14 protein-coding genes, 1 tRNA gene and 1 pseudogene are annotated in these 19,985 nt (G+C 63.2%); 2 read left to right on the forward strand and 14 right to left on the reverse strand.

Annotation, left to right across the window (positions count from 1 at the left end; translation table 11 throughout):
- On the reverse strand, positions 1-843 hold the full coding sequence (locus tag A7D16_RS10050; protein ID WP_064632243.1) for an STAS domain-containing protein: 843 nt from the start codon (positions 841-843) through the stop codon (positions 1-3).
- A 229-nt stretch (positions 844-1,072) separates the two neighbouring features.
- Between A7D16_RS10050 and A7D16_RS22490 the strand changes: the two are divergent.
- Positions 1,073-1,195 (forward strand): annotated as a pseudogene (locus A7D16_RS22490) (NADH:flavin oxidoreductase/NADH oxidase); the annotation flags it as partial.
- A gap of 156 nt (positions 1,196-1,351) precedes the next feature.
- On the opposite strand, the gene A7D16_RS10055 reads toward A7D16_RS22490, so the two are convergent.
- The 3 genes from A7D16_RS10055 to A7D16_RS10065 form a co-directional block, all read right to left on the reverse strand.
- Entirely contained in the window at positions 1,352-3,676 is a 2,325-nt protein-coding gene (locus A7D16_RS10055; protein ID WP_064632245.1) for a tetratricopeptide repeat protein, read from the reverse strand.
- 27 nt (positions 3,677-3,703) lie between these two features.
- The gene (locus A7D16_RS10060) at positions 3,704-5,572 is read right to left on the reverse strand and encodes an ATP-binding protein (protein ID WP_064632247.1); all 1,869 of its coding nucleotides are present in this window, start codon (positions 5,570-5,572) and stop codon (positions 3,704-3,706) included.
- Between the two features lie 210 nt (positions 5,573-5,782).
- Positions 5,783-7,138: a helix-turn-helix transcriptional regulator gene (locus A7D16_RS10065; RefSeq protein WP_181920393.1), complete on the reverse strand. Its 1,356-nt coding sequence runs from the start codon at positions 7,136-7,138 to the stop codon at positions 5,783-5,785.
- Positions 7,139-8,048: 910 nt separating this feature from the next.
- Here A7D16_RS10065 and A7D16_RS10070 point away from each other — a divergent pair.
- Positions 8,049-8,840 carry a winged helix-turn-helix domain-containing protein gene (locus A7D16_RS10070; RefSeq protein ID WP_064632251.1) on the forward strand — a complete coding sequence of 264 codons (792 nt, stop codon included), beginning with the start codon at positions 8,049-8,051 and terminating at the stop codon, positions 8,838-8,840.
- Positions 8,841-9,169: 329 nt separating this feature from the next.
- On the opposite strand, the gene A7D16_RS10075 is transcribed toward A7D16_RS10070, so the two are convergent.
- The 10 genes from A7D16_RS10075 to lspA form a co-directional block, all read right to left on the reverse strand.
- Positions 9,170-9,556, reverse strand: a complete 387-nt coding sequence (locus A7D16_RS10075) for a DUF805 domain-containing protein (RefSeq protein WP_064632253.1) — start codon at positions 9,554-9,556, stop codon at positions 9,170-9,172.
- A gap of 417 nt (positions 9,557-9,973) precedes the next feature.
- Positions 9,974-11,365, reverse strand: a complete 1,392-nt coding sequence (gene radA, locus A7D16_RS10080) for a DNA repair protein RadA (protein ID WP_064632255.1) — start codon at positions 11,363-11,365, stop codon at positions 9,974-9,976.
- A 382-nt stretch (positions 11,366-11,747) separates the two neighbouring features.
- Positions 11,748-13,628 carry a M61 family metallopeptidase gene (locus A7D16_RS10085; protein WP_161945031.1) on the reverse strand — a complete coding sequence of 627 codons (1,881 nt, stop codon included), beginning with the start codon at positions 13,626-13,628 and terminating at the stop codon, positions 11,748-11,750.
- Between the two features lie 167 nt (positions 13,629-13,795).
- A complete protein-coding gene (gene cyoD, locus A7D16_RS10090) occupies positions 13,796-14,131 on the reverse strand; it encodes a cytochrome o ubiquinol oxidase subunit IV (RefSeq protein WP_064632257.1) in 336 nt (111 codons plus the stop codon).
- Positions 14,131-14,760 carry a cytochrome o ubiquinol oxidase subunit III gene (gene cyoC, locus A7D16_RS10095; RefSeq protein ID WP_181920389.1) on the reverse strand — a complete coding sequence of 210 codons (630 nt, stop codon included), beginning with the start codon at positions 14,758-14,760 and terminating at the stop codon, positions 14,131-14,133. Before cyoC ends, cyoD begins: the two co-directional genes overlap by 1 nt.
- On the reverse strand, positions 14,757-16,757 hold the full coding sequence (gene cyoB / locus A7D16_RS10100; RefSeq protein ID WP_064632259.1) for a cytochrome o ubiquinol oxidase subunit I: 2,001 nt from the start codon (positions 16,755-16,757) through the stop codon (positions 14,757-14,759). The genes cyoC and cyoB overlap by 4 nt, the downstream gene beginning before the upstream one ends.
- Entirely contained in the window at positions 16,747-17,691 is a 945-nt protein-coding gene (gene cyoA, locus A7D16_RS10105; protein ID WP_064632261.1) for a ubiquinol oxidase subunit II, read from the reverse strand. Before cyoA ends, cyoB begins: the two co-directional genes overlap by 11 nt.
- Positions 17,692-18,054: 363 nt before the next feature.
- Positions 18,055-18,130, reverse strand: a tRNA-Thr gene (locus A7D16_RS10110).
- A 135-nt stretch (positions 18,131-18,265) separates the two neighbouring features.
- Positions 18,266-19,216, reverse strand: a complete 951-nt coding sequence (gene ispH, locus A7D16_RS10115) for a 4-hydroxy-3-methylbut-2-enyl diphosphate reductase (RefSeq protein ID WP_064632263.1) — start codon at positions 19,214-19,216, stop codon at positions 18,266-18,268.
- A 67-nt stretch (positions 19,217-19,283) separates the two neighbouring features.
- The gene (lspA, locus tag A7D16_RS10120; protein WP_064632265.1) at positions 19,284-19,802 is read right to left on the reverse strand and encodes a signal peptidase II; all 519 of its coding nucleotides are present in this window, start codon (positions 19,800-19,802) and stop codon (positions 19,284-19,286) included.
- Positions 19,803-19,985 lie beyond the last annotated feature (183 nt).

Below are 19,985 nucleotides of genomic sequence, written 5' to 3' on the forward strand. Positions count from 1 at the left end.
TCAGCTCGCCTTGCTCACGCTCACGCCGGTGCGCTTGAGCGCCAGCGCCAGCGCATCGGCCAGGTTGGCCTTGGTCACGATGCCCTGCAGATCCAGCCCCAGGTGCACGATGGTCTGCGCAATCTGCGGGCGCACGCCGCTGATGATGGCATCGGCGCCCATCAGCCGGATGGCGGTGACGGTCTTGAGCAGGTGTTGCGCCACCAGCGTGTCCACGGTGGGCACGCCGGTGATGTCGATGATGGCGATTTCCGAACCGGTGTCGACGATCCGCTGCAACAGCGATTCCATCACCACCTGCGTGCGCTGCGAGTCCAGCGTGCCGATCATCGGCAGCGCCAGCACGCCATCCCACAATTTCACCACCGGCGTGGACAGCTCCAGCATCTCTTCCTGCTGGCGCACGATGATGTCTTCGCGCGTCTTCTGGAACGCCTTGACGGTGTACAGGCCCAGGCGGTCGAGCAGCTCGGACAGCGCCCACAACTGCTCGCCCAGGTCTTCCGGCGTGCTGGCGTATTCGCGCTGTACCATCGCAAACAGCACACGCTTGAGCGAGAAGATGAAGTTGGCGGTTTCCTGCGAATCGAAGCCGCGGGTGGCGCGGTCGCGCGAAAGGTTTTCCAGGAAGCGGCGCACTTCGCTCCACTCGGCGCTGTCCAGACTGCTGCCGTCGTCCTTCAACGAAGCGACCAGCAAGCGCAGGAATTCGGAACTTTGCGTTTCGAGTTCCTGCCGCGAAATCCGTCCATCATTGCTCAGGCTGGAACCCAGCCATGCACCCAACAACGCACTTTCCTGGCCACGAATCGCATCGATCGAGCGCTGCTGCAATGCCACCATGAGATCACCCACCGGAAAAAGAAAAGAGGCTGGGCATGCGGGCTGGACTGCGCCCTGACTGACGCGGCGCCCCCACGCCGATGCGCAGCAGAGTAAAGCAATTCAGATTCGGCAACCAGCAAGCCAACCTGTAGCAGTCATCGGACCACACCCGCTGCAGTTTGACATTGCAGCGCACACGTCGAACGTGCGCCTGTCCACGCCTGCGGACATGCGGTGGGCTGAAGCAATGCCGCTGGACGACATCGCACGCGTACGCGGTGATGTGGTCGCCGCCGTGCAGCGCGCCCGCGATGCCGGTTTCAGATGGCTGGAACTGCCTTGCGCGCACGGGTCTCTCGCGCAGAGCGTCTTCTCGGTGCACGTCAACCAGCGCCAGGACCAATACGGCGGCGACGCAAAGGGCCGCGCACCACACTTGAACCACGCCTGCCAATACCGAATTCCCGATCTCCAATCCCGGCGGCGGCCGCATCAACAACCGCCGCCAGGCAGCTTCGATCGCCACCTACAATCCGTAACGCTCCACCGCGGCCAGATGCGGCTGCGGATCCTGGTCGCAGGCCTCGGCCAGGCGCAGCCAGCACATCGGATGCGGCCACTGCGCTGTTGCGGCAAGCAAGGCGCGATGCAGCTCCAGCGGCGCGACCGCTTCCGGCAATGCCACGGTGAACAGCACGCCCGGCAACCCCGAACCTTCCTGTTCCGGATCGAAACCGTCCGGGTCTTCCGGGTCGATCAACCGATAGTCGTCGCGGCTGTGCAGCCACAACTTCCAACCGCGCGCTTCGATGTCTTCGCGCAACGCATCGATCGCCGCTTCGCCAGGATGCACGCCGTCCACCAGCCAGCTGTCCGTATAGCCGCCCGCCTGCAGCACATGCACCTGCGCATAGGTCGGCACGAAACGCTCGCGTTCGGCCTCGTCTTCCGGCGGCGGATACAGCAGTTCTGCGTCGAACACCACCCAGTCGCCGACATGCTGGCGCCGGTGCGCAGGTGCGTTTTCGACGATGCGCGCAGTCACCGGGCCGGTGCGGCGCGCGTAACAGTCGGCCACCTCGCCGTCGTCGATGCAGCGCACGATCACCCAGCCCCAGGTTTCTTCGACCACACCGCTGGTGCTGCTCAGTTCCATGCCGATCGCCTGCGCGGACGCACGCACCGCCTCCCAGTCCTGCGCCGCACTGGCCGCGGTCATATGGTCCCAATGCGCAGAACGCGGTTCTTCCAGCAACGCGGTGAGTTGCCGGTAGACCGCGGCAGCCTCGGCAAAACGGCCCGTGTTGAGATACATGCGCGCCAGCAGGCCGCGTGCGCCGTGCGAGCCCGGCGACAGCTCCAGCAGCGCGGTGCAGGCCTGTTCCAGCGCCGGCCAGTCGGCCAGCCGCTGGGCAAGCTGCGCCTCGCACCACAACGCGGCCACCGGCACCTGCGGGCGATACAGCTGCGCCAGCCGCCGCACGCCGGCTTCATCGCCACGGCCCAGCAACAGATTCATCAGCCGGAACGTTGGGCTGGTTTCGCGGTCGGCGTGCCGCTGCACGAACGACCACAGCAGTGTGATCGCTTCCTCGTCGGCCGCACAGGCGTTCAACGCCGACGCCGTGGCATCGACAAGCTCGGCATCGTCCGGGCACTCGGCCACCGCCTGCAGCAACCATTGCGCTTCGCGCTCGGGGTTGCGCACGACATCGTCGCCTTGCGCGTTCAACCATTCCAGCAAGTGCGCGGCCGCAACCGGCGCGGCCGCGCCCGTAGGCGCCGCATCGATACGTGCGGCCAAACCATCCAGCAACTGCGTAGCGCCACGGTCCTGGCGCAGCTTGGGCAGGCGCGTGCGCGCAAGCGCCAGATGCCGGCGCGCGGTCCATACCGCACCGCGCTGCAGTGCAAGCTCGATCGCCAACTCGGCCGCTTCGATCAGGATGCGATGCGCGCCGACCTGCGCGTAATGATCGAGCATCACCTGCAGGCGGCTACCCAGATCCCAACTGTTACGCTGGGGCGTGCGCGGCACCAGCACCGCCACTGCGCGCAACCAGTGCAGGCGGTAACGCGGCGCAACCTCGCGCCACGGCAGCAGCGCGTCCACCGCTTCGTCGTCGCGCTGCAACAGCGCCAGCGCGCGCGCTTTTTGCAAGCGCCGCGGCTGACTGCAGTTGGCCCACTCGGCGCCCTCGCGGGAGGCTTCGCGTTCGCGTTGTTCCACCAGTGCCAGCGCTTCCTGCGCACGGCCTAGCGCAAGCAGGATCGAGATGCGCATGTCCGGCACGCCGTCGTAGATGTCGCCGCCGTGCGCCAGGATGATCTGCGATTGCTGCTCCAGATAATCCAGTGCCGCCTCGCCGCGCCCGTCGTCGAGCAAGGCATCGGCCTTCTCGCAGCTCAGGCACTGGTAACACGACCAGCTCGGGTCGATGCGGCCCAGCGTTTCTTCGCACACCTCGATACGCTCTTCCACCCAGCCCGGGCCATCGATATTAGCGTAGCACGCAGCCAGATCCTGCGTCACGCACACCGATTGCGGGCACTCCACTGCGTCGGCGCGATGCGCACGTTCGAACAGTGCCACCGCATCGCCCAGCGCGCGTTCGCCCTCGCACAGATTGCCGACCCGGTTACGCATTTCCCAATGCCCGACGAACACCTCCAGCCACGGGTTTGCCAGCGTCTTGCCCAGCGCACGCGCCTCCGGCAGCAAGGCCTCGGCGCGGTCGATCTGCAGATCGCAGATATGGTCGGTCAGCCGCGTCAGCAGCTGCGCATTCTGCGGCTGGCCGGCTTCGCCCAGATCGTCCTGCAGTTTTTCCACCCAGCTCCAGATTTCCATCGTGTCGCTCCTGCGATGTGGCGGCGTTCAGCGCGCCAGCAATTGGGTCACGGCCTCGGCAAGATCGCCGAAGGCCTTGTTGAGATCGGAAACGCCCGATTCGCCATTGCCGGGCTGCGGCTGCGTGCGCCCCTGCGCCGAGACGATCACCTTGAGCGAGCGCAGCAAACGCGCTGCCACGGCTGCCTGCGGGTTGCGCGCACGTTGTGCGGCCAACAAGGCCTGCAGCGCGGGATTATCGAGATTCAGATACAACCGCTGGGTCTGCCGCGTTTCGATACGCGCAGTGAACTGCCGCGCCAGCCGCAACGCGGCAGTGGACACCCGCTTGTCGTTCTCGTCCTGCTCCAGGCGGCGTTTGAGTTCGGCCTCGCGATCAGGCACCACCACCAGCGGCAACTCCTGCGGTGCGAAACGCGCAGGCACCAGCGCTTCGCCATCGCCCAGATGCTGTTCCAGCCAGGTCAGTTCGTCGGCCGGCAACGTGTCCAGATGGAACAACTGGCGGTTGCCCTGTTCGGTGCCCAGCTCGACCAGGCGCACACCCTTTGCCTGCGCCCAGCGCCGCAGAAACGGCACCACCGCATAGCGGTTGCCGTAAGCCACCGGCACGCCCATCGCGCGGAACAGCATCTCTTCGAAACCGCTGTCGCTATCCAGGATCACATGCACCGCACCGCGCGCGGGCAATTGCTGCGCCGGCAGATCGCCTTGCGAAGTCGGCACCCGCACATGTTCCAGCAGCAAGTCGAACAGGCGCTCGTCGCACAGCGCCGCGCCCAGCAACGCTTCGTTGTGCCGCAGCAGGATGCGTCGCCAGGCCTCCGGCTGCTGGCGTGCGACATCGGCCAGGCCCTGCACCAAGGCCTCGGACAAGGCGTGCTGTACCGCGCTGTAGACCGTATCGCGCTGCAGATCCTCGCGGCTTGCGGTAGGCGTCAACCGGTTGGACTCGATCACCCCACCGATAAAACCTGCCCACGGCGGCAGCAGTTCGCGCGCGTTGTCGTCCAGCAACATGCCGCGCAGGAACACCGACAGATTGCGGTTGTCGCTGGTGCCGTAGGTCGCACCGTCCTGCACCCATAACAGGCCGACGGCATCGCTGCCCTCCTCCGCACGCACCGGCATGCAGCACAGCGGTTCGAAGTTGCGCTCGAAACGCGCGGCAAACTCGCGCTGACGGCGCCATGCCTGCACCGGATGCAGCGGCACCGCATCGTGCGTGCGCCACGGTGGCGGCTCGGGGTTGATCGGCCGCGTGTCGGCACCGATCCAGATCGGCTCGCGCAACAGCGCGCAGTAGCGCGACAGGATCTCGCGCAGCCGCCCTTCCTGTGCCAACGACAGATAATCGGCATGCAGTTCCAGCACCACCTCGGTGCCCACCTGCGCGCACGCCGGGATCGGGCTCACCGTGTACTGCTCGGCATTGCTGGAGACATAGCAATGTCCCAGCGTGGGGGTCTGGTACGAAGTGGTGCGCACGGTCACCCGCCGCGCCAGCACGAAGGCCGACAGAAAGCCCAACCCGAACATGCCGATCAGGCCGCTGTCCTCGTGCCCGCCCTGGCGCAACCCACGCGTATAGCCCACGCCCACGGTGGCCAGGTAATCATGAATTTCCTGCTGGGTCAGGCCGGCACCGGTATCGATGATGCGCACGATGCCCTGGGCAGGATCGGCGTGTACTTCGATGCGCGATCCGCCTTGCCAATCCGGTTGTTCCAGGCGGCGACGCAGGATGGAGTCGTGCGCGTTCTGCACCAGCTCGCGCAGTGCGACCATCGGTGTGGAATACAGATGCTTGCTCAGGACGGACATCAGTCCATTGAGATCGACGCCTGCGCGGCGGATCTGCGAGGCGTCGGTGGCCTCGGGGGTGTGATCTTGCATGATCGGTCGTCGTTTCCTTGGCGGCCGCGCCCATCCTCGGACGCGCCTCATGGGTGCCAGTGCCAGCCGGAAAGGATAGCCGCAAGCCACCTTGCACGCACGTCTCGGTTAGGCTCCTGCCCTCCGTTGCGTACAGCGACAACCGCCGCATCACCTACTGGAAACGACCGCCACGGCCTGATAGCGCTGCCAGGCCGTGGCGTGCAGAGATTAGCGCTGCAAGGTCTCCATCGGCGCCTCGTTGAAGTGCTGGCGATAGCCCTTGGCCAGCGCAGAGCGGCTGCCCACGCCCCAGCGGCTGGCCGCCTGCAATACGCTGCCGCAGCCGCCCTCGGCCAACAGTTCGTCGCGGATGCTCTGCATGCGGTAACGGCGCAGCACCTGGGTCGGCGACAACCCGGTGGCGGACTTGAACGCCTGCTGCAGCGCCCGCCCGGTGACCCCGATCTGTGCGGCCACCTCATTGATCGACAGATCCGAACGGTGCGCATTGGTGATCATGTAGCTGTAGGCACGCCGGTATTTGGCCGGCAACCGGGCGGAAATGTCGTCGCTCACATGCGCCGGCGTGCCGCTTTCCAGTAACCGTGGTGCCTGCACCTCGCTGCGCAGGCATTGCACCGCGCCCAGCGCATAGCGGTTGTAGAGCAGTAACGCTTGTTCGGTGCGCCCCAGCGCCTGGCTGATCTTGGCCTGGCAATACTCGAACTCCAGGTTCCAGCGCGGCGCATGATGACGGCCGGCACCGGCCAGCGCACGCTCGGCCAGATCGGCACGCCCCACCGCCAAGGCGGCCAGCGCCAGCTCCACCTGTGCGTCCTGACGGGCGCACGGCGGGCAGCCGGTGGCCGCGGCCGGCAACGCATCGATCTGCGCATCGAAGCCGAAGGTATCGCCGCCGGCGATCCGCAGCAGGTTGCGCACATGCCGCATGCGCTGTGCCAGCACCGGCATGCTTTCGGCCAGATCGGCGATGCACGCGCGCAGGTCGCCGGGCTCGAAGGCATGCGCGGCATCTTCCTGGCGCAGCGTGGCCTGCCAGAACACATGGTCACCCATGCGGTCGGAGCGGCGGATGCGCAGCTGCGCAATCATGTCCAGACGCAGCGCCGTGGCGATGCGCACCCAATCGGACGCACCCACCTCCAGCTCGGCCAGCACCTCGTTGGCGCGCTCCAGGGTCTGCAAGGCCAGTGTGCTCTGGCCCAGGTGGAAGTGGGTCAGCGCCTTGCCCAGCAGGCTCTCTCCGCACAGGGCAGGTGGCGTTTCGCGGTCCATCGCCAGCTGTGCAAAGCAGTTCAACGCCGCACTCAGGCGCCGCTGGCTCAGCATCAGCCAGGCCGTGTTCCGGCACGACAACAACCGCAACTGGCGCTGATGCCCGCGCATCGCCTTCAGCGCCTGCCGATAGGCGTCTTCGGCCTCTTCTTGATATTCCAGGATCAGCAGCGCATCGCCGCTGGCACCGAACAGACTGACTTCATCGTCGGTGCCATCGGCTGCACCCTGTCCGTCGCGTCGTTGCTGGAGATGTTGCAGTCCCTGTGGCCAAGCACCAACCAGCATCCTGCTCGTATAGATAGGAAGACGTTCTGCGTAAGACAACGCAGAGATCGCTGCGAAGTAGGTGGAAAGGATCATGCCGGTCTCTCTCATGGGGGGGCGGAGCAAAAGACAACAAAACGCCGGGCTCGCTGGCGCAAATGATTGTATGCAGCGGATCCAATGGAATTTCTCACCTGAAGACACTGAAAAAATCAAAAAATCTCACTCTGTAGTCAAACGTGTACGTCGTGCATTTCGCGAGATACGGTGACTTTTTGCATACCTGTAGCGTTGTCGTGCGCGGGACATTTGACGCCATTCGGCAGGGTATTGAGGGGGTTTGTCTGCGCCGATGCTGCGGCGCATTCTGGCAACGTCTGCGAACGGGTTGCTTCCACGCACATTGATCGATGTCGGCCGTTGTCATGCCGATGACCGTCCACTGCGTGCGCACGTGCGCCAACGTTTCTGTAAAGCGATGGCAGCAGGCATAGCGCGCTGCTGAATCGCTCCCGACATATTCCAGGCGGGCCAGTTCCTACGACGAATCGCAATACCTTGGTCTAGACCTTTGCAAACCAGACCGTGGGATCGAGCGCATCGGCTCATTGCTGCGCCGTCGTGCCGCTGCAACACGCAACGCGCGGCCCGGACTCAGACATGCCCTAGATGTAAGAGCTCCGTTACGTCTAGATGAGCGCAGGTTAAAGCTGCCCCCTACAAACCCGAAGAAACGTGCGCAACAGTGAAACTTTCTGCCTTTGCAATGGTACATACCATTCGTCCGGCCTCGGCTGGACCCTCCCCCCTGGCAGCCGAATGGTCCGACGATGCATCCATCTCTCCATCTGGGTTTTGCAGTGCCACCGGTCGCGCGGCATCGGCATCCGACCGGCTATGGGTCTGCGTGCCGGCATCGGACATCCGGCTAATGCATGACCATTCTTCTCACGCGCACGGATCGGCGTTCCTGTTGACGCAGGATGCGCGTCTGGCCTCCCAGGTCAACGCCAGTTTGGCGCCGCTTTCGTCCAATTTTTCGGTGTTTTCCGACGAATTGGAACTTTTGCGGTCGCTGCGGCATTCGCCCTGCGAGTTGCTGATCTTCGATGCCAGCTGCGTTACCTCCGACGACAGCTCGCTGCTGGCATGGCAGCGCTGCCACAGCGGTCATCCCACACCGCTGATCGTGGTGGGACGTTTCGATAGCGCCAACGACATTCTGGGCTGGTATCGCGCAGGCGCGCAGGACGTGCTCGCGCTGCCGTTCAATTCGCACGAATTACACGTCCGTGCGGCGCTGGCGATGTCGCCGGTGACCCAGGAATGCCCGGAAACGCAGCAACTCAGCGTTGGGCCATACCAGTTGATCCGCGACGAAAATACCGTGTATCTGCATGGCAAGCCGGTTGTGCTGACCGCACGCGAGTTCTCGATTGCCTGGCTGTTGTTTTCCAGCCCCGGTGTGTGTTTCCGGCGTTGCCAGTTAGCCAAGGCGGTCTGGGGCAGCCACACCGAATTCACCGACCGCACCATGGAGCAGCACATCTACAAGCTGCGCAAGAAACTGCAGCTGTGCAACCACAGCGGTGCAGTGCGCATCCGAACCGTGTATTCGCACGGCTACAAGCTGGAACTTGCGCTGCACGACAAGGATGCAACGACGATGAGCAAGGCGGTCAGCCCCAGTCTCAGCCCGGCCCATCGCGCCGCCGCCTGCTGAGCGAATGCGCGATGCAGTGCGCGGTCTGCAGTGCGCTGATCGCGCACTGCTGCAGAAGGTTTGATGATGCTGCGTGCCGCGGCACGCGATATTGATCGCAATGCTCGTTGCGCTGCATCTCAACCGCATCGACGCTGTGAATCAGCCAGTGCATCCGCAGTCGAGCGCTTGCAGATTCCAGCGTCCGTTGTCCAACGCGCTGCGCGCCTGGCCGGCATCGCGCGAAATCGATGCCTCATTGGACGCGTTGATCTGATCAAGGCACGCCACAAACGACAACGGCGCAGGGAGATCCCTGCGCCGTTGCCTGGTTCCAGCGAGTGCGTGAGTTACTGCTTGGGATTCTCGCCGTACTCGTTCGGGTTTGGCACGCCTTCAATGCACATGAAAACCAGCAGCACGAAAGCGCCCAAGTACGGCACCAGGCAAATCAGATAAAACCAGCCGGACTTACCCTGGTCGTGCAGACGGCGCACCGTCACCGCAATGCCCGGCACGATCAAAGCCAGCACAAAGATCACCATCACCGCGACAATCAGCCAGGCCACCGGGCCTGGATTATTCTCGCTGCCCATCACCGCCGCAGCCACGGCAAACAGGCCAGTCAGCACGATCAGCACCAAGGTCTGCATCAGCGCGAACATCCAATATTCCTTGCGACGCGAGCGACCATTGAAGTCGGCATAGCGCTTGAGCGGCAATAAAATCCATTCCATCGTGATTCTCCTGAAAGCGGCAGTGAGCGGTGTCTGTGATCCGGAGCACAGTGCAACGGGCCGCGCCTGTTGCCATAGCTGCAATCTTTCTGAAAACGCTTTCTCGAAAAGCAAATGCAATAATGGCGCTCGTCCGACAAACGGTTTGCAGGGGGTGCAGGCACAGCGCGATGAGCGCAGCCCACCGACTTGCTGCGCCTCGCAAGGCGCGCGACGGGCTTGCGCGTCTCTCGCATCCGAGCGTCGAGTCGATATCGCTGATCGGCGCCAAGCTGATCGCTCACCGGTGACCAGACGGCAATCGGCAGAAGCGATGGCAGCACCCAGCCGCCACCACGGCCGAGGCCGCGCATCCGGCGACGCACAACAACGTCGCCGCATGCACAGATCACTCCACCGGCAGGCCATGCGTAGACCTCAGTCGGCGGCCGCTTCCAGTGCCTGGCTCAATCGCTCCACCGCGATGATTTCCATGCCTTTGATGCTGGTCGTCTTGGGCGCGTTGGCGCGGGGCACGATCGCGCGCTTGAAGCCATGCGTGGCGGCTTCCTTCAGGCGGTCTTCGCCATTGGGCACCGGGCGGATTTCACCGGACAGTCCCACTTCGCCGAACGCGATGGTCTTTTCGGCCAACGGCCGGTCGCGTAGCGACGACAGCACTGCCAGCAGCACCGGCAAATCCGCCGCAGTTTCCTGCACGCGGATGCCGCCGACCACATTGACGAACACGTCCTGATCGCCCACCACGATGCCGCCGTGCCGATGCAGCACCGCCAGCAACATCGCCAGCCGGTTCTGCTCCAGCCCCACCGCAACCCGACGCGGGTTGGACAACGGCGAGGCATCCACCAATGCCTGCACCTCCACCATCAGCGGGCGGGTCCCTTCGCGGGTGACCATCACGCAACTGCCCGGCTGCTGGGTGCTGCCGCCGGACAGGAAGATGGCCGACGGATTGGAGACCTCCTTGAGGCCCTTCTCACCCATCGCGAACACGCCCAGCTCGTTGACCGCACCGAAGCGGTTCTTGAACGCGCGCAGCAAACGGAACCGGCTGCCGCTCTCGCCTTCGAAATACAGCACCGCATCGACCATGTGCTCGAGCACGCGCGGGCCGGCAATGCCGCCTTCCTTGGTCACATGGCCGACCAGAAACACGGCGGTGCCGGTTTCCTTGGCGTAACGCACCAGCCGCGCCGCGCTCTCGCGCACCTGGCTCACCGAGCCTGGTGCTGCGGTCAGCGATTCGGTCCACAAGGTCTGCACCGAATCGGCCACGATCAGCTTGGGCCGCGCCACGCTGGCGTGCTGCAGGATGTTTTCGATACCGGTTTCGGCCAGGGCGTTCAGGCCTTCCAGCGGCAGATCCAGCCGCACCGCGCGCCCGGCGACCTGCGCCAGAGACTCTTCGCCGGTGACATACAGCACCGGCAGCGTGGTAGCCATGCTGGCCAGCGCCTGCAGCAGCAACGTCGACTTGCCGATACCCGGGTCGCCGCCGATCAACACCACCGCTCCTTCCACCAGCCCGCCGCCCAGCACCCGGTCGAACTCGCCGATGCCGGTGGACACGCGCGCCTGCTCGGACTGCTGCACGTCCTTGAGCGCGGTGATCTTGGGCGCCTCGGCCTTGCCGGCCCAGCCGCTGCGCCGCGATGCCGCAGGCGAGGCCTTGCCGCCCGGCGTGGCGCTTTCGAGCACGATTTCGCTCAGCGTGTTCCAGACACCGCAGTCGGTGCACTGCCCCTGCCACTTGTTGTACTCGGCGCCGCACTCGCCGCAGACATAGGCCGTTTTCGCCTTCGCCATCGTTCCTGTCCGTCGTTGCTGAAGCATCAGGATAGTGGCTGACGGTCTCAACGTGCGCGACGCGAGCCTTGCGGGATTCGGGATTCGGGATTCGGGATTCGGGATTCGGGATTCGGGATTCGGGATTCGGGATGCGGGATGCGGGATGCGGGATGCGGGAATCGTCAGAGTCGAAGACGATCTGTTGCGCTATGCAATGACTTGCGTGCAGACGATGCACATGCGCTCGCCGATGTCTCGTTGCCGCCGGTCTCGGATCACATCGATGCGCCGAGGCATTGATGCATTGATGCACCTACAAAAAAGCTGCCTGACCGGCACGACCAGTCAGGCAGCTTTGGCTCCACCTCCCACGTTACGCAATGCCGTGGGAGTGCATCGCTTAGCGCGCCTTGTACAACTCGCTCAGGCGATCCGGTTTGCCGGCGATGCGTTCCAGATGCGGGTACAACAGGCCGCCGTGATAATCGATGCGCACGGTGTCGTAGCGGTCCAGGCGCTTGACCAGCAGTTCGATCGGCGCGGTGGCGCCCTTGGCCGCCTTGATGGCGTCCTTGATCACGTCTGCGCTGAAAGCGCGGCCATTGACCGCAATGATGGTGTTGCCGGTAATCAGGCCCGCATTGAACGCAGGGCCGTCCCACAGCACATCGCTGATTTCGCCCGAGGCTTTCAGGGACAGGCCAAGCGAATAAGTCAGGCTGGCGTCCTTGTCATCGCTCTCGTCGGCCTTTGTGGCCAGGTTCGGCTCTTCGGTGTAGACCAGCTTCCAGCCATTGGCTTCGATGCCGCCATTCAACGAGCCGTGCCCGTTCATGCGCTCGCGCAACAGGCTCGCCCAGTCGTACGCCGCCACGCCGTTGAGCGTGCTCACGATGTCGTCGAAGGTGTATGGGTTGACGTCCCAATCGCCGTTCTTCATACCGAAGAACGCCTTGCCGAAATCGTCGATGGAGCGCTTGTTGTTGGTCAACGCGCGCAGCTTGCTGTCCACTTCCAGCCACATCATCTGGCCGCCGGAATAGTAATCCTCGCTCATCTGATAGTTGCGGTACGCCTTCGGGCGGCGCATCGACATGGTCGGGTCGTTGGTGGTGTCCTGCACCGTGCGCCAGGCCATGCCGGGGCGACCACGCTCGTACTGGGCCGCCACGCCGGCCAGCATGTCGCGGGCCTGATCCTGCGTCCACAACCCGGACCGCGCAGCCATCACCTCGCCCCAGAACTGGGTCTGGCCTTCGTACAACCACAGCAGGCTGTCGCCCATCGGCACGTTGAAATTGGGCGTGGCCAGATCGGCGCCACGGCGATACTTGCCGTTCCAGGAATGGTTGAATTCGTGCGCGAGCAGGTCGCGCCCGGTCCAGCTCTTGTCCCACTCGGTGAAGTAGGTCGGCACGCCGCTGTTTTCGCTGGAACGGTGATGCTCCAGGCCGATGCCGCCCAACTTCTTGGTCAGCGCCAGCAGGAATTCGTAGTGATCGAAATGGCGCGCGCCATAGAGCTTGTCCATCTGCTGGACCAGCGCGGCATGCGCCTTGATCTGCTCCGGCTTGGCCTCCAGCGACTTGGCCTCGTCGGCAAACACATTGAGGTAAATCGGCTGCTTCCCGGTACTCAGCTCCAGGCGCTTGTAATACTTGCCGGCGAACATCGGTGAATCGACCAGATCGTCGAAATCGATCGGCTTGAAGCTCACCGTGTCGCCGACGCGGCGATCGGTTTCCAGCGCGGTGGCATAGCTCCAGCCGGCCGGCAGGGTGACGCTGGCCTGCGCCTTGATGTTGCGCGCGAAGTAACCGGCCGGATACAGCGCCGTAGTGTTCCATTGCAGGTTGAGCATTTCCGGGGTCATCATCACCCGGCCCTGGCTAGGGGCCTGCGGCGAGAGGAACTTGAACTCGGCGGTCAGCTCGGTGGCGCCCTGCGGCACGTCCACCTTGAACGCGTAGACGTCGAATTGATCGCGCGTCCATGGCACCACCTTCCCATCAACCTTGATCACCAGACCGGCCAGTTTGTCGATCGGGCCGGTCGGCGAGTGGTTGCCGGGGATCCACTGCGGATACAGCAGCGTCATTGGGCCCGGCTTGGCCGGCATGGTGGTCTTGACCTTGAAGATGCGGTGCGCCAGGTCGGTGGCATCCACGTCGATCTTCAAGGTGCCCTCGAACGGCACGTCCTGCGGCGGCGCGGTTTGCGCGGCAGCGGGCAACGACAGCGCTGCCAGCAGCGACACGAACAACAGGGTGGGCATTTTCATCGCAACTCCGCAGGTGACCTGGAACAGGCAAGCCCACGATGCTAAGCGCCTGCCTGAGCTTCCCCGTATGCCATTGGTCATGCTGCGGGCGATTGACGCTTAAAAAAAAGCCACCAATCACTTGGCGGCTTCTTCTTCAACGGTGCGTCGATCCGGCGGGTGCCGTCTCAATGCATCATGTTGACGTTCATGTTGTGAAGCACCCACAGCGAACCGACGATCACGATACCGATGATCAGCAACGAGAACAGGCCCACCTGCACGTTGGAACGCTGCTCGGGCGTGCGATCCATATGCAGGAAGTACACCATATGCACCAGCATCTGCACGGCGGCCATGACCGAAATCACGACGATGGTGACGCCCCTGGAGAACGCCCCGCTCATCACCATCGCAAACGGGATGACGGTGAGGATGACGGCCATGACAAAACCGATCAGGTAGGACTTCAGACCGCCGGCATGTGCATCGGCCGCGGTCTCGGTGTGGTGGTGATTGGCCATTACAGCGCTCCCAGCAGGTAGACGACGGTAAACACACCGATCCAGATGATGTCCAGGAAGTGCCAGAACAGGCTCAGGCACGCCAGACGCGTGCTGTTGCGCGCAGTCAGGCCGTTCTTGGAGATCTGGATCACCAGCACCGCCATCCACAGCAGGCCCGACGCCACGTGCAAGCCGTGGGTCCCGACCAGGGTGAAGAAAGCGGACAGGAACGCGCTGCGCCCCGGACCCGCACCCTCATGGATCAGGTGATTGAATTCCCAGACTTCCATGCACAGAAAGCCGATACCCAGCAGCGCGGTCACGCCCAACCAGCCATACAGCCCGGCCATGCTGCGCTTGTGCGCTGAAATCATCGCAAGGCCAAAACTCAAGCTACTGAACAACAGCACGAAGGTTTCCACCAACACGAACTTCAGATCGAACAGCTCTTTGGCGGTCGGCCCATCCACCGTGGCGCCCGAGAGCACCGCATAGGTCGCGAACAGACCAGCAAACAGCAGGCAGTCGCTCATCAGATAGACCCAGAACCCGAAGACGGTGTTGCCACCGCCGTCGTGATGCTCGTGGTCGTCGTGCCCGCCCGCATGGGCGGCGTGGTCAAGCGTGGTCGAGGAAGACATGGTCATACCACCTTCGCGGCCTGCGCCGCTTGTTGCTGTTCGAGCAAGGCGAAGCGCGCATTTTCGATGCGTTCCACTTCGTCGGCCGGCACCCAGTAATCGATGTCGTCGTCGAAGGTACGTACGATGAAGCTACCGATCATGCCGACCAGGCCGATGATGGCCAGCCACCAGATGTGCCAGATCAGACCGAAGCCCATCAACACGCTGAAGGCACCGATATACACGCCTGCACCCGTGTTGCGCGGCATGTGGATGGCCTCGTACTTGGACGGACGCACCCAACCCTTACCGTTCTGCTTGTCGGCCCAGAACTGGTCGCGGTCTTCGATGTGCGGCAGCACGGCGAAATTGTAGAAAGGCGGCGGCGAAGAGGTCGCCCACTCCAGCGTGCGGCCGTCCCACGGATCGCCCGTGTAGTCCATATGCTCCTTACGTTTCCAGACGCTGTAGGCGATCTGCAACAGGTTCAAGAAGATACCCATGCCGATGATTGCAGCGCCTACTGCAGCCACGTACAGCCACGGCGCCCACTCGGGGTGGTTATAGGTGCTCATGCGGCGTGTCATGCCCATGAAGCCGAGCACATACAGCGGCATGAAGGCCACGAAGAAACCGATGATCCAGCACCAGAACGAGGCCTTGCCGATCTTCTCGTTGAGCTTGAAGCCGAACGCCTTGGGGAACCAGTAGGTCAGACCCGCCAGGTAACCGAACACCACGCCGCCGATGATCACGTTATGGAAATGTGCGATCAGGAACAGGCTGTTGTGCAGCACGAAGTCCACGGCCGGAATCGCCAGCATCACGCCGGTCATGCCGCCGATGGTGAAGGTGATGATGAAGCCGATCGTCCACAGCACCGGCGAGGTCATGTGCACGCGACCGCGGAACATGGTGAACAGCCAGTTGAAGATCTTCACGCCGGTCGGGATCGAGATGATCATCGTCGTGATGCCGAAGAAGGCATTGACGTTGGCGCCCGAGCCCATGGTGAAGAAGTGGTGCAACCACACCACGAACGACAACACACCGATGCACGAGGTGGCGTACACCATCGAGGTGTAACCAAACAAACGCTTGCGGCTGTAGGTGGCGATCAACTCCGAGAAGATGCCGAACGCCGGCAGGATCAGGATGTAGACCTCCGGGTGACCCCAGATCCAGATCAGGTTGACGTACATCATGGCGTTGCCGCCACCGTCGTTGGTAAAGAAGTGCGTGCCCAGGTAACGGTCGGCACCCAGCAGCGCCAGTGCCACGGTCAGGATCGGGAACGCAGCGATGATCAGGATGTTGGTGATCAACGCCGTCCAGGTGAAGATCGGCATGCGCATCAGGGTCATACCCGGTGCGCGCATCCGCATGATCGTCACGAAGAAGTTGACGCCGGTCAGCAACGTGCCCAAGCCGGAGATCTGCAACGCCCAGATGTAGTAGTCGACACCGACCCCTGGACTGTATTCCAGCCCCGACAGCGGCGGATACGCCAGCCAGCCGGTCTGCGCGAACTCACCAACGCCCAGCGAAATGTTGATCAGCGCCGCACCGGCCACGAACAGCCAGAAGCTCAGCGAGTTGAGGAACGGAAACGCCACATCGCGCGCACCGATCTGCAGCGGCACGACCAGGTTCAACAACCCGGTCATCAACGGCATGGCCATGAAGAAGATCATGATCACGCCGTGCGCAGTAAAGATCTGGTCGTAATGGTGCGGCGGCAGCACGCCTTCGCCGCCGTTACCCGCCAGCGCCTGCTGGGTGCGCATCATCGCCGCATCGGCAAAACCGCGTAGCAGCATGACGAGCGCCACGATGATGTACATCACACCGATGCGCTTGTGATCCACGGAGGTGAACCACTCCGTCCAAAGGTAGCCCCACAGCTTGTACTTGGTGATGGCACCTGCGATGAGCAGGCCGAGCAGGCCCGCGCCACCGAGAGCAATCATGATGATCGGCTCATGGTACGGAACCGCCTCGATCGTCAGCTTACCTAACATCAGTTGTCTCCGAAGTACACATAGCAAACGGCTCTACGACCGTTGCCTTACCGCCGGCATGGCTTTCAGAATGATGGCTACCCATCATGTATTTATCGATCAGCGACCGGAACATGCCGTCTGGTACCGCAGAATAATAGGTAACCGGATACTGCTCCTTATCGTTGCGATTGGCGGCCAGCACCTGGTATTCAGCAGCGGTCAGCACTTTCGGCGACGCCTTGACCTTGGCCACCCACGCCTCGAAGCCGGCCTGATCTGTGGCACGCGCCACGAAGCTCATCTTCGAGAAACCATGACCACTGTAATTGCTGGACAGACCGAAATATTCGCCCGGCTCGTCAGCAATCAGGTGCAGCTTGGTCTCCATGCCTGCCATCGAATAGATCATGCTGCCCAGGTGTGGAATGAAGAAGGCATTCATCACCGTGTCGGAGGTGATCTTGAAGTTCAGCGGAGCATGCACAGGGAACACAATTTCGTTGACCGTGGCGATGCCCTGATCCGGGTAGATGAACATCCACTTCCAGTCCAGCGACACCGCCTCGATATTGATCGGCTTGACGTCCGAATCCAGCGGCCGGTAAGGATCCAGCGCGTGCGACGAGCGCCAGGTCAGCACCGCCAGGACCAGGATGATCACGCACGGGATCGACCAGACCACCACTTCGATGGCGGTGGAGTGCGACCAATCCGGCTCGTAGCGCGCCTTCGTATTGGATGCGCGGTATTTCCACGCGAACGCAATCGTCATCACGATCACCGGGATGACCACGATCAGCATCAACACCACAGAGGTGATCAGCAGTTGCTTCTCATCGTGGCCGATCTGGCCTTTCGGATTGAGGATGGCCGAGTTGCAACCTGCCAGCAGCAGGAACGGCAACATCAGACCTGGACGAAGTAAACGCCCGAGGTGGTTCAGCGGAATCATCGGTCGATCCAAGTGCGAAGGAACGCCAGCCGCGCTTCGCCTCCCGCTAAGGAGATATCCGACGGCGACCTTCCTTTTGAAGGCTGGCCCGCGCAGATCGAAGTCACGGAGTGACGCCTCAATTTTAATCTTTGCTGCACCTGCGCGAAACCCATCGGCGCTGGTCCGCCGCAATAAATTTGCGCAATACCGTGCGACATGTTGTCGCAGTGCAGCGCAACCGAAAAAAGATCATAACCACCGCCGCTGCAGCCCGCAGCCCGCAGCCTGCAGCCTGCAGCCGCACCGGATTGCATGCGAAAACTGGTTGAAATACGCCAAACGCAACTGGGCCGACCGAGGGCCGACCCAGCGCTGAAGCAATGGTGCCGGAAATAGGAATCGAACCTACGACCTACGCATTACGAATGCGCCGCTCTACCAACTGAGCTATTCCGGCTAGCCCTCCATTGTAGGAGCGGAGCCGGGGGCTGGTCAATCGCCGAGGCGGCCGTGCACTGCGTGGCTGGCGTCGGTTGCGGTGGATCCATACGCTGCCCACCCTGCCCGACCATTGTTGGCCGCCGTCGCACGATCAGCTGACCAGACGCAGCCGCAATTCCTTGGGCAGCGCGAACACCATCGATTCCGGTTCGCCCTCCAGCTCGGACACAGTGCCTGCGCCCAACTCGCGCAAGCGCGCCAGCACACCATCGACCAGCACCTGCGGCGCAGAAGCGCCGGCGGTCAGGCCGATCTGCTGCTTGCCCACAATCCAGGCCGGGTCGATCTCGCTGGCGTTGTCGATCAGGTAGGACTCCACCCCGTCGCGGCGGGCAAGCTCACTCAATCGGTTGGAATTGGAGCTATTGGGCGAACCGACCACCAATACCAGATCGCACTGGCGTGCCAGGTCGCGCACCGCGTCCTGGCGGTTCTGGGTGGCGTAGCAGATATCGTCGTGGCGCGGCCCCTGCATCGCCGGGTAGCGCGCGCGCAGGGCTTCGATAATCCCCATGGTGTCGTCGACCGACAGCGTGGTCTGGGTGGTGTAGGCCAGGTTGTCCGGCTGATTGATCTGCAGCGTGGCAACCTGCTCGATATCCTCGACCAGGTAGATCGCGCCCGGACCGCGCTCGCGACTCCACTGGCCCATCGTGCCTTCCACTTCCGGGTGCCCGGCATGGCCGATCAGCACTACGTCGCGCCCGGCCCGGCAGTGCCGTGCCACCTCGAAATGCACCTTGGTCACCAGCGGACAGGTGGCGTCGAACACCTTCAAGCCGCGGCGTTCAGCCTCCTGACGCACTGCCTGTGAGACGCCGTGGGCGCTGAAGATCACGGTGGCGTTATCGGGCACTTCGTCGAGCTCTTCGACGAAAATCGCGCCGCGCTGTTTGAGGTCGTCCACCACGAAGCGGTTGTGCACGACTTCGTGGCGCACATAGATCGGCGCGCCCAGCGTCTCGATCGCACGCTTGACGATCTCGATCGCACGGTCGACACCGGCACAAAAACCACGGGGATTGGCGAGCAGGACATCCATGGCGGGCATTCTACGGGAATGGAGAAAGAGGGGTCGGACCGGCGGGCATGCGTCTGCCGGGCTCGCTTCAGCGCGGATTCCCGGTTCCGGACTCGCGATTGCCGGATTTGTCGAACAGCCCGAACACGGCGATCCCGATCGCACCGCCCACAATGGCCGAATCGGCGATGTTGAACGACGGCCAGGTGTGGCTACCGATGTACCACTGGATGAAATCGACCACGTGGCCGTGCATCAGCCGGTCGATCACGTTGCCGATCGCCCCGCCGATCACCAGCGCGTATGGCAGCGCGCTGCGCCAGTGCCCGCGCGCGGTGCGCGACAGCCAGAACGCCAGCAGGCCGCTGATGCCCACTGCCAATGCGGTGAAGAACCACAGCTGCCAGCCGCCGGCATCGCTCAAGAAGCTGAATGCCGCGCCGGTGTTGTAGGTGCGATACCAGTTCCAGAACCCGTCGATCACCGGCACGGCGGTGTATTCGGGCAGGCTGGACAGCACCCAGGCCTTGCTCCACTGGTCGAGCCCGACCACGAGGGCGGACAGCAGCAGCCAGATCAGGGCGGAGGGGTTGGGTCGTTGACTCATGTTGGAAGGTCGCAGGTGATGGTGGCTTCTCCGACGCCGGAGAAGATGCCTGGATGGCGTGGGCGATGGCACAGATGAGAATTGCAGAGAACGAAGGCGAACACTGGATGACAGGCAGACGAGGATGGCATGCAGGCTTCGGTCAGCTGCCCTGCCCCGCGTTGTCGCATGCGCCACGCTTCA

The sequence above is a fragment of the Xanthomonas nasturtii genome (assembly GCF_001660815.1).
Classification (GTDB): domain Bacteria; phylum Pseudomonadota; class Gammaproteobacteria; order Xanthomonadales; family Xanthomonadaceae; genus Xanthomonas; species Xanthomonas nasturtii.

Coding starts and splice junctions, on each gene's coding strand:
- A7D16_RS10050 (WP_064632243.1), bottom strand. CDS start 843: ATGGTGGCATTGCAGCAGCGCTCGATCGATGCGATTCGTGGCCAGGAA.
- A7D16_RS10055 (WP_064632245.1), bottom strand. CDS start 3,676: ATGGAAATCTGGAGCTGGGTGGAAAAACTGCAGGACGATCTGGGCGAA.
- A7D16_RS10060 (WP_064632247.1), bottom strand. CDS start 5,572: ATGCAAGATCACACCCCCGAGGCCACCGACGCCTCGCAGATCCGCCGC.
- A7D16_RS10065 (WP_181920393.1), bottom strand. CDS start 7,138: ATGCTGGTTGGTGCTTGGCCACAGGGACTGCAACATCTCCAGCAACGA.
- A7D16_RS10070 (WP_064632251.1), top strand. CDS start 8,049: ATGCATGACCATTCTTCTCACGCGCACGGATCGGCGTTCCTGTTGACG.
- A7D16_RS10075 (WP_064632253.1), bottom strand. CDS start 9,556: ATGGAATGGATTTTATTGCCGCTCAAGCGCTATGCCGACTTCAATGGT.
- radA (WP_064632255.1), bottom strand. CDS start 11,365: ATGGCGAAGGCGAAAACGGCCTATGTCTGCGGCGAGTGCGGCGCCGAG.
- A7D16_RS10085 (WP_161945031.1), bottom strand. CDS start 13,628: ATGAAAATGCCCACCCTGTTGTTCGTGTCGCTGCTGGCAGCGCTGTCG.
- cyoD (WP_064632257.1), bottom strand. CDS start 14,131: ATGGCCAATCACCACCACACCGAGACCGCGGCCGATGCACATGCCGGC.
- cyoC (WP_181920389.1), bottom strand. CDS start 14,760: ATGACCATGTCTTCCTCGACCACGCTTGACCACGCCGCCCATGCGGGC.
- cyoB (WP_064632259.1), bottom strand. CDS start 16,757: ATGTTAGGTAAGCTGACGATCGAGGCGGTTCCGTACCATGAGCCGATC.
- cyoA (WP_064632261.1), bottom strand. CDS start 17,691: ATGATTCCGCTGAACCACCTCGGGCGTTTACTTCGTCCAGGTCTGATG.
- ispH (WP_064632263.1), bottom strand. CDS start 19,216: ATGGATGTCCTGCTCGCCAATCCCCGTGGTTTTTGTGCCGGTGTCGAC.
- lspA (WP_064632265.1), bottom strand. CDS start 19,802: ATGAGTCAACGACCCAACCCCTCCGCCCTGATCTGGCTGCTGCTGTCC.